Annotated in this window: 11 protein-coding genes and 1 pseudogene; 1 reads left to right on the top strand and 11 read right to left on the bottom strand. The window is 37.9% G+C overall.

Features of this window, described 5'->3' with window-relative positions; translation table 11 throughout:
- Positions 1-69 precede the first annotated feature (69 nt).
- The 5 genes from H9632_RS10715 to H9632_RS10735 form a co-directional block, all read right to left on the bottom strand.
- Positions 70-1,389: a Na+/H+ antiporter family protein gene (locus H9632_RS10715; protein WP_191704087.1), complete on the bottom strand. Its 1,320-nt coding sequence runs from the start codon at positions 1,387-1,389 to the stop codon at positions 70-72.
- Positions 1,390-1,514: 125 nt separating this feature from the next.
- On the bottom strand, positions 1,515-3,497 hold the full coding sequence (locus tag H9632_RS10720; protein ID WP_191704088.1) for an FtsX-like permease family protein: 1,983 nt from the start codon (positions 3,495-3,497) through the stop codon (positions 1,515-1,517).
- A complete protein-coding gene (locus H9632_RS10725) occupies positions 3,487-4,248 on the bottom strand; it encodes an ABC transporter ATP-binding protein (RefSeq protein ID WP_191704089.1) in 762 nt (253 codons plus the stop codon). Before H9632_RS10725 ends, H9632_RS10720 begins: the two co-directional genes overlap by 11 nt.
- 96 nt (positions 4,249-4,344) lie before the next feature.
- Entirely contained in the window at positions 4,345-5,316 is a 972-nt protein-coding gene (locus tag H9632_RS10730) for a sensor histidine kinase (protein WP_191704090.1), read from the bottom strand.
- A complete protein-coding gene (locus tag H9632_RS10735; RefSeq protein ID WP_191704091.1) occupies positions 5,313-5,993 on the bottom strand; it encodes a response regulator transcription factor in 681 nt (226 codons plus the stop codon). Before H9632_RS10735 ends, H9632_RS10730 begins: the two co-directional genes overlap by 4 nt.
- Positions 5,994-6,095: 102 nt before the next feature.
- Between H9632_RS10735 and H9632_RS10740 the strand changes: the two genes are divergently transcribed.
- On the top strand, positions 6,096-6,983 hold the full coding sequence (locus H9632_RS10740; RefSeq protein ID WP_191704092.1) for a LysR family transcriptional regulator: 888 nt from the start codon (positions 6,096-6,098) through the stop codon (positions 6,981-6,983).
- A 39-nt stretch (positions 6,984-7,022) separates the two neighbouring features.
- Here the strand turns inward: H9632_RS10740 and H9632_RS19125 are convergent.
- The 6 genes and pseudogenes from H9632_RS19125 to rpsL all read right to left on the bottom strand — a co-directional run.
- Positions 7,023-7,334, bottom strand: a pseudogene (locus tag H9632_RS19125) (methyl-accepting chemotaxis protein); the annotation flags it as partial.
- A gap of 654 nt (positions 7,335-7,988) precedes the next feature.
- A complete protein-coding gene (locus tag H9632_RS10750) occupies positions 7,989-10,169 on the bottom strand; it encodes a malate synthase G (protein WP_191704094.1) in 2,181 nt (726 codons plus the stop codon).
- Positions 10,170-10,359: 190 nt separating this feature from the next.
- Positions 10,360-11,547, bottom strand: coding sequence for an elongation factor Tu (tuf, locus tag H9632_RS10755; RefSeq protein ID WP_191704095.1), 1,188 nt, complete (start codon positions 11,545-11,547; stop codon positions 10,360-10,362).
- A gap of 136 nt (positions 11,548-11,683) precedes the next feature.
- Positions 11,684-13,762, bottom strand: coding sequence for an elongation factor G (gene fusA, locus H9632_RS10760; protein ID WP_191704096.1), 2,079 nt, complete (start codon positions 13,760-13,762; stop codon positions 11,684-11,686).
- Positions 13,763-13,844: 82 nt separating this feature from the next.
- On the bottom strand, positions 13,845-14,315 hold the full coding sequence (gene rpsG / locus H9632_RS10765) for a 30S ribosomal protein S7 (protein WP_191701146.1): 471 nt from the start codon (positions 14,313-14,315) through the stop codon (positions 13,845-13,847).
- A gap of 41 nt (positions 14,316-14,356) precedes the next feature.
- A complete protein-coding gene (gene rpsL, locus H9632_RS10770) occupies positions 14,357-14,776 on the bottom strand; it encodes a 30S ribosomal protein S12 (protein ID WP_191701145.1) in 420 nt (139 codons plus the stop codon).
- Between the last annotated feature and the right edge of the window lie 49 nt (positions 14,777-14,825).

Genomic DNA, 14,825 nt, shown 5'->3' on the forward strand with positions numbered 1-14,825 from the left:
TTCAGAAAATAAGTCGACTGTTTTTAATTAAAAAGAAGCCACCTTCATTTATTTGAAAGTGGCTACTTACTATAGGAAGAAAACGACTGCAATCCATCCAAAAATGATTTGCGGTATATTATAGAACATGAATGTCGGAACACACGTATCCCAAATGTGATTGTGCTGACCATCTACATTTAACCCTGCTGTCGGTCCTAGTGTTGAATCGGAAGCAGGTGAACCAGCATCTCCTAATACCCCTGCTGTTCCAATTAAACAAATAATCGCTAGTTCGCTTAAACCTAGTTCTAAGGCTATAGGAACAAAAATTGCCGCGATGATTGGTATCGTAGCAAATGAAGAACCAATTCCCATTGTTACGATTAAACCGACAATTAACATAGTTAAAACAGCAATACTTACATTTCCATTAAAAACGTCCATTGCTCCGGAAACTAATGTTCCAACATCTCCTGTTGCATTAATTACTGCTGAGAAACCGTTTGCCGAAATCATAACGAAACCGACAAATGCCATCATGCGCATTCCATCTGAAAGAACCTCATCAGCTTCTTTCATCTTCAAAGTTCCTGTTATATATAAAATCATGATTCCGGCAATCGAACCTATAATCATTGAATCTGTTATTACTTGTATTATAATAGAAGCAATTAATGCGATTACAGCAAATACTAAGTGTGATATTTTTACTTCTTTATTTAAGTTATTCGTTGCTTCTACTTTTACATCTTCATATTGTCTTGGTTTACGGTAAGCAATAAATGCACCGACTAACCCTACTGCCATCCCAACTGCTACGATGGCCATTGCTTTTGGAACATCATTTAAAGCGATATCCATTCCGGCTAAAGCCATTTGTTCCACAATAATATTCTGATATATTAAACCGAAACCTGCAGGAATGAACATATAGGGCATAATTAAACCAAATGTTAAGATACATGCAATTAAACGACGATCAATTTGCAGCATATTCATTATTTTAATCATTGGTGGGACAATTAATGGAATAAAAGCAATATGCACAGGAATTAGGTTTTGCGACATAATTGCCATTGCTAGTAATACTAAGAAGATTAGTGCTTTTGCAGCACCTTTCTTTTGTGAATCGCCATCACGCTGTACTATTTTTAAAATAGCATTTACTAGCACTTCTGGTATGCCTGTACGGGAAATGGCCAATGCAAAGCCTCCAAGTAGTGCATAGCTCAAAGCAATAGTTGCACCGCCTCCTAGCCCCCCTACAAAGGCATTTATTGTTTCCGTTAAATTTAATCCTCCAGCAAGGCCACCGATGATCGCCCCTACTGTTAAAGATAAAACGACATTTATACGCAGTAAGCTCAAAATAAGCATGACCCCTACCGCTATTAAAACAGCATTCATGTTGTACACTTCACTTTCGTCTGCTAAATTACTAATGTGTTAAAGTTACAAGAAATCTACTATTGAGTCAACGTTTTAGGACAAAATAAAACCGTCAATTAAGAAAAAAATGACGGTTTGAAGGATTATAAAGCTTGTTTAATTATTTTTTTGTAATAACTGATTGTTAATGAGGCAAATACAATATACATCACAATATATAAAGTCATTGTAATCAGGAGTGGTGTTGTCATTTCTGTACCGAATAAAAACCATCCCGATCTAACAGCAAAATAGCTGTGCAGTAAGCCTATAAGCAATGGAACACCAAAATTAAATAGCTGCTTCATCATAATGCCTTTTAATAATTCATCTTGTGTGAAACCAATTTTACGGAGAATCCTATATGATTCTGCCTCTTCATCTGCCTCAGACATTTGTTTAAAGTAAAGAATACTACCTGTTGCAAGTAAAAAAGCCAAGCCTAAAAATGCTGTTGTAAAAATTGTTGTACCGAAAAGATTTAAATTGTATTCAACCGTTGACCGCTGTGAACTTAATTTATTCACTGTACTGCCTTCATGAGATTTAAATAATACATTCGCACCTGTCTGTTTATAAAGCTTTTCCACCTGCTTATATGTTTCCTCATCGGCATTAGTTAAATTAATCGATGTTTGCTCTTGTGTTGAATAACCAATTGCGTATTCACTATTTAATCGTTGCAGCTGATTAAAAACACTATCCTCAACAACAACAATAAATCCACCTGCCGTAACCCGCCAAGCTAGTACAGCAGTATCATTCACTTCTTTAATACGTAACGGGATTTCACTTTCCTGATGTAAAAGAGTTAAGTCAATCGGTGCTTCAATTGGCATTATATTTGATTGAAAGCCGCTAAAGCCTGTAATAATAGCCTCTCCTTTGTTGAGCTGTACCTTAGAATTAAGCTGATGATAATCCGAAAGCGGAATTATTAAGGCATCTGATAATGTATTACCTTGAAACATACCTATTACATCACCTGAAAATATTGTAGCCAAATCAAATTGTGCACTTGTTAATCTAAACGTTTTTTGTTCAAATGCGATACCTTCCTGCTTAAGCGCCTGAATGAATGGTTCTTCACGCCCATCTACCGCTATATAATCAGCCGGCATCTCATCTTCTGCAGAACTACTAGCTGAATAATAGCTAATATACGAAAGTGTTGTAATCGCAAGAGACACCGCTGTTAGTACTGTAATAAGCGTTAATGATTTAGCATTGCCCTTCATACGATGCATTATTGGTGTGAGTGCCAGTACATCCGTTAAATTTAGATGACCCTTTTTTGTAAGACGGAATAAATTCAACAAAAATGCTACCGAAAAACGGAAAACAAGATATGTGCCGCCAATTGTAGTTGCTAAAATAATGACCATACTTAAAAATAAATTTGTCGTTTGCCCTGTAAACAACACAGTACTTCTATAATATCCATAAATAATTAAGCCGAGGCCAATCGCCCCCATCATCATCGGAAATACACTAAAGCTTTTTACCCGCTCATCGGCTTGCTTTGATGCATTAAATAAAGATAATAAGGTTGTTTTACGAACCATAAACGCCATTTGAACTAAAATAATAACTAATAAAACCCCAAATACCATCAAAGTATTTACAACCGCTACTTTACTAAAAGTCATTGTCACTACTGCATCAAATTGCAAAAGTTTCAGCAAAATCATTGCGAACAATCGTGAGCTCAGTAACCCTAATACCATTCCGATACTTACTGCTCCGATAAATAGTAATATATTTTCAAAAGCAATTAAGCGTGTTACAAGTCCTTTTGTCATACCAATAAGCTGGTATAGTCCGATTTCCTTGCTCCGGCGCTTAATGAATAAGTGATTGGCATACAGCACAAAGAATAACACAATAAAATACAGCATATACGAAGCAGCTTCAAAACCCGATGATGCTGTGCCGCTCACTTTTGTCGCTGCAATGATGGATTCATTGTATTGTAATGTTACAAAAGAGAAAAAAAGCGTCACACTAAAAATTAGTGCAAAAAAGTATAAATAATAGTGACGCATGTTTTTTTGCATGCTTTTAAAAACGAGCTGACTAAGCTTCACCTTGCTCACCGCCTAAAACACTTTGCGTATTTAAAATTTGCTGGAAAAATTCTGTGCGGGATTTATCGCCCTTATACAACTCTGTATAGATTTGACCATCCTTTAAAAACAGTACACGTGAACAGAAACTTGCCGCGACTGCATCATGTGTAACCATCATAATCGTTGCATTTTTTGCTTTATTAATTTCCGATAAATTATCGAGCAGCGCAGTAGCTGTTTTTGAATCAAGTGCTCCTGTTGGCTCGTCGGCAAATACTAACGAAGGATTAGATATCAGTGCACGCGCAGCAGATGTACGTTGTTTTTGACCACCTGAAATTTCATTCGGATATTTCGATAAAATATCCGAGATACCTAAAATGGAGACGAGATCCTGCAATCGTTTTTCTGCAGCCGCTTTTGGGATAGTACTAAGCGATAACGGTAATAGAATATTTTCCTTCACTGTTAATGTGTCGAGTAAGTTATAGTCCTGAAATATAAAACCGAGCTCATCGCGACGGAATTTTGCTAATGTACGCTCTTTCATCCCTTGTAACTTTTGCCCATTAATCTCCACAAATCCATCTGTCACTTGATCTATTGAACAAAGTACATTTAATAACGTTGTTTTCCCCGAACCTGAAGGACCCATAATGCCAACAAATTCACCTTTTTCAACTTCTAAGTCAATTCCTTTTAGTACTTCCTGTGCAAGCGAACGCTTACCATATGTTTTTCGAACTTTACGTGCGATTAGAATACTCATTGTCCCCATCCTTTCTTGATATGTTCATTTTACAAGTTCTGCCCTATTTAATCGTTTGATTTACATGACAAAAACGCTCGGTAAATGACAAGTTCGTCACATTCCAAGCGTTTTATGATAACTATTCGGCTTTGGGAAAGTAATTTTTACGGAAGTACCGATATTTTCGGTTGATTCAATTGTGAGAAGAACGTGCAGTGAGTCGGCTGCCTGCTTAGCTAAATACAACCCCATTCCCGTTGCCGCACTTGTTTCCCGACCAATAGTTCCAGTATAGGATTTACGGAAAACACGAGGCAAATCTTCACTTTTTATTCCGATTCCGTCATCTTGAATTTCCAATACAACTTGTTCATCTATCATACGTGCTAGTACCCTGATTTCTCCTCCGACGTCACTATACTTTACTGCATTGGATAAAATTTGCCGTACGATAAATCCAAACCACTTTGCATCAGATTGAACTGTCATCTTTTCAATATCAAGCTCTATAGCTATTTGTTTTTCAAAGCACCAGCTACGAAGTGCTTTTATTTCTTGTATAATAACACTTTTCACGTCAACTTTTCCGATTCGATTGTCGAGTTCGATTGTCATCAGACGGGTTGCATGGAGCTGTTGATCTAATAATAAGTAAAGACGTAGCCATTCATTTTCAATACGTTCCTTTAATTCGCTATCCTCAACTTTTTCCATCAATAATTGCATAGCAGTTAAAGGCGATTTCATTTCATGTACCCATGCTAAAAACTCATCCTGTCGTTCAAGTACTAGCAGCTTTTGCTCTTGCACTTGAGCACTCCTTCTTGCTAGTTGTTCTTCATACTCTTCATGAATAACTGCCATGTAATTACCCTTGCGTTTTGCATAGGCCTTCATCGTTTGTCTATCTTTCATAAAACGCCAGCTAAAATAAACAGTTACTAGTGCAAGCCATACAATGTTTACATAAAAAAAGGAAACACCTTCGAAACCTTTATCGACAAATATAATTAAATTTATGATTAGCTGAAGTACAGTAACAAACAGTATGCTCGAAAAGTATTGTCTTATAAACAGTGGAATCATGCATCCACCGCCATGTAGCCCAGCCCTTTTTTAGTAATAATGCCCCCTAAAAGTCCAATATCCTCTAAACGTTGCCTTAACCGGTTTACATTCACAGTTAATGTATTATCATTTACGAATCGTTCATCATCCCACAATTTACGCATCAATTCATCTCGAGAGACAATCTGTCCTCTAGCCTTTACTAGTACCTTTAAAATAAACAATTCATTTTTTGTTAGCTCAACACGTTCACCCATATAATGAACCATCGCACGATCATAATGGATTTCCGCTCCATTCCATTTCTCCACATCACTCTGTATTGTTTCCTGGTAGTTATAAGCCCGACGTAGTAATGCTTGTACTTTAGCAATTAAAACTTCTGTATGAAATGGTTTTTGCACAAAGTCATCAGCACCCATTTGCATAGCCATAACCATATCCATTGGGTGGTCACGTGAAGAAAGAAACAAAATAGGAACATTTGATACTGCCCGAATTTCGCGACACCAATGAAAGCCATCAAATGCCGGAAGTTGAATATCAATAATAACGAGCTGTGGTTCCTCTTTTTTAAAAGTCCCCATTATATGCTGGAAATCTTCTGGACCGATTACTTCTATATTCCACTGGGCAAACCGCTCACAAATTACATCAAAAATTGAAACATCGTCTTCAATTAGTAGTACTTTCATCCAATTCACTCCTTTTACCTACTACCATTATACAAAAACTAATACACCACTACTTCTAAACTTTGCTATAATCAATTCAATTACACCAGAAGAGGTGAAGCTATGGATATACGCCAAATCGAATACTTTGTGGAAGTAGCAAAACATTTAAGTTTTACAAAAGCAGCTACTACTTTGCATGTATCACAGCCATCTATTAGTAAAGCAATTCAAAATTTTGAGGCTGAGCTTGGTGTTCCGTTATTTTACCGTTCATCAAAACAGCTCGAACTAACAGATGCCGGTCAAGCAGTCCTCATTAATTCAATGCAAGTGCTCGAATCCTTTCAAAACTTGCGCTCAGAACTAACCGATTTAATGCAACTAAAAAAGGGGCAAATTCGTATCGGCATTCCACCAATTGTCGGTGCAGAATTTTTCTCGAGATTAATTAGCTATTATAAGGAGCTTTACCCATACATTGAAATCTTATTAACTGAAGTAGGAACAAAGAGGATTCGGCAGGAAGTTGAATCAGGCGAGCTGGATATTGGTCTAGTATGTAGTGTGACATCGTCGAATGAAAATTTGGAAACAATTCGGTTTTTAAAAGATCCGCTACTTTTAATCGTACATGAAAGTAATCCACTGGCTCAAAAGAAAAAAGTACAACTAAGTGATTTAGCTAAAGAAAATTTTATTATATATCGGAAAGATTTTATTTTATACGACCGGATTATTGAGGAATGTTCAAAAAACGGCTTTTTCCCGATGATTGCATGCGAAACGACCCAAAAAGATTTTTTTATAGAAATGGTTCAGGCAAAGCTTGGCATCGCTTTACTTCCAGAAAAGCTTGCCGAAAAAATTCCTTACACATCCATAAAACGTATTCCCTTTCACGAGGAAGCAATTCATCTAGAACTCGGTATCACGTGGAAGAAAAATAAATACTTACCTTTTTCAGTACGCGAATTTATTAAACTTGCACATGAATATGTTTTACAATAAAACGGTTGCCTAGAAAAGTTCAAAATCTAGGCAACCGTTTTATAGTTTATTGGCATAATCATTTAACTGGGTAGACATTTCTTGAATTTCCTTCACAAAATCTGAAACTTGATGAATCGACTCTGTCTGTGAAGTACCAATACTGGAGATTTGAGCAATTGAATGGGCAATTTTTTGTGTTGCCTCATTAATTTGCGTCATCGTTTCTCTAATCTTTTGCGTAGATTCAATTGTCTCTTTTGAAAACTTACGGATTTCAGTTGCAACAACTTCAAAACCTTTTCCCTTTTCGCCTGCACGGGCAGCTTCGATAGCCGCATTTAAACCAAGCAAATTTGTTTGATCAGCCATCCGCTTCAATAACATTAGAATATCTGAAGTCTGTCGTACATTTTCTTCGGCTAGCTTAGATTGTACCAATAACTCATTTGCTGATTCTGTCAGTTTAGAAGAACCGTTCGCAATCTTACTAATTTGATTATTTGCCTGTGCTAAAGAACCGGTCATCGTGTTTGAGATTTCTATTAACTCGGTCTGTTTACGTACTTGTACTGCTATCCCACCAATTACCTTACCTGTTAGATCATGCAGTGGTGTAGCGGTGCCAATAAATTCAAAGCCATAAAAACCAGCAGGTATTACAGCCTCTAAACGGCTATTTTTCTTTAATGCAATCATTAATGGCTCTTCCATATGTAACTGTTGACCAACTTTTATTTTTAAGTTTATGTTTTTACCTGGAAAATACGCAACGAACTTTTCCAAATTGCATACGGCAATCGATAAATCGATTGGAATGGCTTTATTCATAACCTCTATCATTGAAATAAATGTCTCTAGTGATGTAATTTTATTTAACATTTCAAATCGCTTCTTTCATTATCTCTATATCGTGACTATTATACCACTTTTTTACTTTTAAATGTGTAGATTTTCCATTAATCTTTAACTAATAAACAAAAAAATACTGCTATTTCGTTAAAAATAGCAGTAACTCAGAAAATATTATGCGTTTACTTTTTGCTTTGCTTTTGCTTCAATGCGTTTTTTGTGTAAAATTGGCTCAGTATAACCGTTTGGCTGTTCGTAGCCTTTAAACACTAAATCGCTTGCTGCCTGGAAAGCTACAGATTCTTCATAGTTTACTGACATTGGCGTACATGACGGATCATCTGCATTTTGCTCATCTACTATTTTTGCCATGCGTCTTAATGTTTCTTCCACTTGCTCTTTTGTGCAAATACCGTGATGTAACCAGTTAGCAATATGCTGACTTGAAATACGTAAAGTTGCACGGTCTTCCATTAAGCCAACATTATTAATATCCGGCACTTTCGAGCAACCAACGCCATTCTCCACCCAACGTACCACATATCCTAAAATTCCTTGAGCATTGTTATCTAGCTCTTGCTGAATTTCTTCTGCTGTCCAGTCCGTATTTTCAGCAACCGGAATTTCTAAAATAGCATCTTGTAAATCTTCTGAAGTCGAAATACCTTTTTGAATGTCTTTTACATTTACTTCATGATAATGTGTGGCATGTAAGGTAGCTGCTGTAGGTGATGGTACCCATGCCGTATTCGCACCTGCTTGTGGATGATTAATCTTTTGCTCAATCATTTCCGCCATTAGATCTGGCATTGCCCACATTCCCTTACCAATTTGCGCACGACCTTGTAATCCCGTATTTAAACCAACGGCAACATTTGATTTTTCATAAGAAGTTAACCATGTAGATGTTTTCATTTCACCTTTGCGAATCATTGGTCCCGCTTCCATCGATGTATGAATTTCATCACCAGTCCGATCTAAGAAGCCTGTGTTAATGAATACAATACGATTTTTCACTTCACGGATACATGCTTTTAAGTTAAGAGACGTACGGCGTTCTTCATCCATTACACCAATCTTTAAAGTATGGCGTGACAGACCGATTAAATCTTCAATACGATCAAATAATTTATTAGCGAAAGCAACTTCTTTAGACCCATGCATTTTTGGTTTTACAATATAAATAGAGCCTTTTTGTGAGTTTTTAAATGGACCATTCCCTAGAATTTCATGCTTGGCAATTAAGCTCGTCAAAACCCCGTCCATAATTCCCTCAGGTACTTCGCCACCATCTTTATCGAGAATAGCTGGATTCGTCATTAAGTGACCCACGTTCCGAATAAACATTAATGAACGTCCATTTAAAGTAACTGTATCACCGTTTAAACCTGTATATTCACGGTCTGGATTTAAAGTACGCGTCACTGTTTTTGTACGTTTTTCAAATGTTGCCGATAAATCACCTTTCATTAAACCTAACCAATTTGAATATACTTCAACTTTACCTTCTGCATCTACTGCTGCAACAGAATCCTCACAGTCCATAATTGTTGTAATGGCAGACTCTAGGAAAATATCCTTTACACCAGCGGCATCATCTTTTCCTATTGGATGGTTACGGTCGATTTGAATCTCTATGTGTAAATCATTATTCTTAAGTAAAATTGCAGTTGGTTCTTCAGCAGTACCTTGGTAGCCAACTAATTTTTCCGGATTTGCTAATGTTGTTTTTTCGCCGTTATTTAATGTTACTCGTAATGTGCCTTCTACAATTGCATAATGAGTTGCTTCTTTATGTGAAGCACTATCTAATAACGGAACAGCCTGATTTAAGAAATTTTTTGCATACTCTATAACTTTGTTCCCGCGAATCGGATTATAGCCTTTCCCTGCAGTTGCACCATCTTCATCACTGATAACATTAGTCCCATATAATGCATCATAAAAACTTCCCCAACGTGCATTCGCTGCATTAATGGCGTAACGTGCATTACTTACCGGAACTACTAATTGTGGACCCGCTTGGAAAGCAATTTCTTCATCTACATTTTCTGTCTCTACACGGAAATCCTCAACCTTTGGCTCAACATAACCGATTTGCTCTAAGAAAGTTTTGTAACTAGCAAATTCAAAGTTTCCCTTGTTTTCTTTATGCCACTGATTAATTTTATCCTGCAATTGATCACGGTGTGCAAGTAACGCTTTATTTTCTGGTGCCAGCTCGTGAATTAGTTGATCAAAACCTTCCCAAAACGCTTGTTGCTCAACGCCACTGTCTGGTAACACCTGTTCATTAATAAACTGAAGCAATACGTCTGCTACTTGTAAATTCCCCACCTGTACATAATTTGTCATAAATATATCCCCCTTCATATCTAAAATTAAATAAGAATCCCCTGTTCTTGTTTTCATTATAATAGAAAGAGTGGGTATAAATGAAATACATAATTCGAATAAACATTATGCTTTTAAGTTATAATGCAAATAAAAAAACACCTTGCAAGCGTCCCTACAAGGTGTTTTAGAAATTAGCAATTAGCTAAAATTATTTTTGGATAGAAGCTACTACGCCAGCGCCTACAGTACGGCCACCCTCACGGATAGAGAACTTAGTACCTTCTTCTAAAGCGATTGGAGCGATTAGCTCTACAGTCATTTCGATGTTATCACCAGGCATAACCATTTCTACGCCTTCAGGTAACATACAAATACCAGTTACGTCAGTTGTACGGAAGTAGAACTGAGGACGGTAGTTAGAGAAGAATGGAGTATGACGTCCACCCTCTTCTTTTGATAAAACATAAACTTCAGCTTTGAAGTTTGTGTGTGGAGTAATTGAACCTGGTTTAGCTAATACTTGACCACGTTGGATATCTTCACGAGCAATACCACGTAGTAAAGCACCGATGTTGTCACCAGCTTCAGCGTAATCTAATAATTTACGGAACATTTCTACACCAGTTACAGTTGTAGTTTTAGCTTCTTCTTCGATACCGATAACTTCTACAACGTCACCAACTTTAACTTGACCACGTTCAACACGGCCAGTTGCAACTGTACCACGACCAGTAATAGAGAATACGTCCTCTACTGGCATCATGAATGGTTTGTCAGTTTGACGTTCTGGAGTTGGGATGTAGTTATCAACAGCGTCCATTAATTCAACGATTTTTTCTTCCCACTCTGGCTCTCCTTCAAGAGCTTTAAGAGCAGAACCTTTGATTACTGGAAGATCGTCGCCTGGGAAGTCGTACTCAGATAATAAGTCACGGATTTCCATTTCAACTAATTCTAATAATTCTTCGTCGTCTACCATATCACATTTGTTCATGAATACTACTAAGTAAGGAACACCTACTTGTTTAGAAAGTAAGATGTGCTCACGAGTTTGTGGCATTGGACCATCAGCAGCAGATACTACTAAGATACCGCCGTCCATTTGAGCAGCACCAGTGATCATGTTTTTAACATAGTCAGCGTGTCCTGGGCAGTCAACGTGTGCATAGTGACGAGTTTCAGTTTCATATTCAACGTGTGAAGTATTGATTGTGATACCGCGCTCTTTTTCTTCTGGAGCGTTATCGATGTCAGCGTAAGATTTAGCTTCTCCACCCATTTTTTTAGAAAGAACTGTTGCGATAGCAGCAGTTAATGTAGTTTTACCATGGTCAACGTGTCCGATTGTACCAACGTTAGCATGCGTTTTTGAACGGTCAAATTTTTCTTTAGCCATTAGAAAATGCCTCCTCAGAGATATGTTTTATTTTTTAAAATTTATTCTAAGATTGCTGACTATAAACGGGCCCCATCTATAGTCAGTCAATCATAGCTTACAAATTATTTATACTTGATGCAAGGTGAAATTTCAATTATTCACCTTTATTTTTTTTAACGATTTCTTCTGCAATTGATTTTGGTACTTCTTCATAGTGATCAAACACCATTGAGAATACACCGCGACCTTGAGTTGCAGAACGTAAAGTTGTAGCATATCCGAACATTTCAGATAGTGGAACCATAGCACGTACTACTTGTGAGTTACCACGAGCTTCCATACCCTCTACGCGACCGCGACGAGCAGTAATGTTACCCATAATATCACCAAGGTACTCTTCTGGAATTACAACTTCTACTTTCATCATTGGCTCTAAGATTACTGGGTTACATTTTTTAGCTGCTTCTTTAAGTGCCATAGATGCAGCGATTTTGAACGCCATTTCACTTGAGTCAACGTCATGGTAAGAACCGAATACTAATTTCGCTTTAATGTCGATTAGTGGGTAACCAGCTACTACACCGCGGTCAAGAGAGTCACGTAGACCCGCTTCTACTGCAGGGATGTATTCACGAGGTACAACACCACCAACGATAGCGTTTTCGAATTCGAAACCTTTACCCTCTTCGTTTGGAGAGAACTCGATCGTTACGTCACCGTATTGACCTCGACCACCAGATTGACGAGAGAATTTACCTTGAACTTTAGCTTCGCTACGGAATGTTTCACGGTAAGATACCATTGGAGCACCCACGTTAGCTTCAACTTTAAATTCACGTTTCATACGGTCAACTAAGATATCAAGGTGAAGTTCACCCATACCAGAGATGATCGTTTGTCCAGTTTCTGTGTCAGTGTGAGCACGGAAAGTTGGATCTTCTTCTTGTAATTTTTGTAAAGCTTGACCCATTTTATCTTGGTCAGCTTTTGATTTAGGCTCTACAGATAAAGAGATAACTGGCTCTGGGAAGTCCATTGACTCTAAGATAACAAGGTTTTTCTCGTCACATAGAGTATCACCTGTTGTAGTATCTTTAAGACCTACAGCTGCAGCGATATCACCAGCAAATACTTTAGCGATCTCTTCACGAGAGTTAGCGTGCATTTGTAGGATACGACCTACACGCTCACGTTTACCTTTAGAAGAGTTTTGTACGTAAGAACCTGCATCTAATGTACCTGAGTACACACGGAAGAATGTTAACTTACCTACGAATGGGTCAGTCATTACTTTGAATGCAAGAGCTGAGAATGGCTCTTCATCAGAAGAATGGCGGATGATTTCTTCTTCACCGTCAACATCTGTACCTTTAATTGCAGGAACGTCTGTTGGAGCTGGTAAGTAATCAACAGCAGCATCTAGCATTTTACGAACACCTTTGTGTTTGAATGCTGTACCACAAAGTACTGGGTAGAACTCTACCGCGATAGTAGCTTTACGGATAGCCGCTTTTAATTCTTCATTTGAAATTTCTTCGCCTTCTAAGTATTTTTCCATAAGCTCTTCATCAACACTTGCAACAGCGTCGATTAGCTTCTCACGGTACTCTTCAGCTTGTGCTTTATGAGATTCTGGAATCTCACCAACAGTTACATCAGTACCCTCTTCATTACCGTAGAACGTAGCGTTCATTTCGATTAAGTCGATGATAGCTGAGAACTCGTCTTCAGCACCGATTGGTAACTGGATTGGGTGAGCGTTCGCTTGTAAACGATCGTGTAAAGTTCCTACAGAATATAAGAAGTCTGCACCCATTTTATCCATTTTGTTGATGAATACGATACGAGGAACCCCGTACGTAGTAGCTTGACGCCATACTGTTTCAGTTTGAGGCTCAACACCAGATTGAGCATCTAATACTGTTACAGCACCATCAAGAACACGTAAAGAACGTTCTACTTCTACAGTGAAGTCTACGTGTCCAGGAGTATCGATGATGTTAATACGGTGACCGTTCCATTGAGCTGTTGTTGCAGCAGAAGTGATTGTGATACCACGCTCTTGTTCTTGCTCCATCCAGTCCATTTGAGAACCGCCATCGTGTGTTTCACCGATTTTATGAATCTTACCAGTGTAATAAAGGATACGCTCAGTTGTTGTTGTTTTACCAGCATCAATGTGAGCCATGATCCCAATATTACGTGTATTCTCTAGAGAGAATTCGCGTTTCATAGGAAATTTCTCCTTCCATATTGGGTTAGCTGTATAGGTGGTTAAAAAACCTAAGCTCTAGCAAGCTAGAGCATAGATCAAATTACCAACGGTAGTGAGCGAATGCTTTGTTCGCTTCTGCCATTTTGTGCATATCTTCACGTTTCTTAACTGAAGCACCTGTGTTGTTAGATGCATCTAAGATTTCGTTAGCTAAACGCTCTTCCATCGTTTTTTCTCCACGAAGACGAGCGTAGTTTACTAAATAACGTAAACCTAAAGTTGTACGACGTTCTGGACGAACTTCTACTGGTACTTGATAGTTAGAACCACCAACACGACGAGCACGTACTTCAAGTACAGGCATTACGTTGTTTAATGCAGCTTCAAATACTTCTAAAGCATTTTGACCCGAACGCTCTTGAACTAATTCAAAAGCTCCGTATAAAATCTTTTGAGAAGTACCTCTTTTACCATCAATCATCATTTTGTTGATTAAACGAGTTACTAGTTTTGAATTATAAATTGGATCTGGTAACACGTCACGTTTGGAAACAGGACCTTTACGAGGCATGTGTTTTCCTCCTTTCGAATCGTTGTTTATTTAAACTTAAATTATTTTTTTTCTTTTGGACGTTTAGTACCGTATTTAGAACGAGATTGTAAACGACCGTTAACACCAGCTGTATCAAGTGCACCACGAACGATGTGGTAACGTACTCCAGCTAAGTCTTTTACGCGTCCGCCACGGATAAGAACTACACTGTGTTCTTGTAAGTTGTGACCTTCACCTGGGATATACGCAGTAACCTCAAGTTGGTTAGTTAAGCGTACACGAGCATATTTACGTAAAGCCGAGTTCGGTTTACGTGGTGTCATTGTACCAACACGAGTACAAACTCCGCGTTTTTGAGGAGACTTAACGTCAGTTAAAGATTTTTTAAATGAGTTATATCCTTTGTTTAACGCTGGAGATTTTGATTTCGTGTTTTTAGATTGACGAGGCTTACGTACTAATTGGTTAATTGTAGGCATCGATTTGTCCTCCCTTCATTTTTTCCTTGTTTCAATACCACACATCCAG

It is taken from the genome of Solibacillus merdavium, from assembly GCF_014836935.1.
In the GTDB taxonomy this organism is placed as follows: domain Bacteria; phylum Bacillota; class Bacilli; order Bacillales_A; family Planococcaceae; genus Solibacillus; species Solibacillus ferritrahens.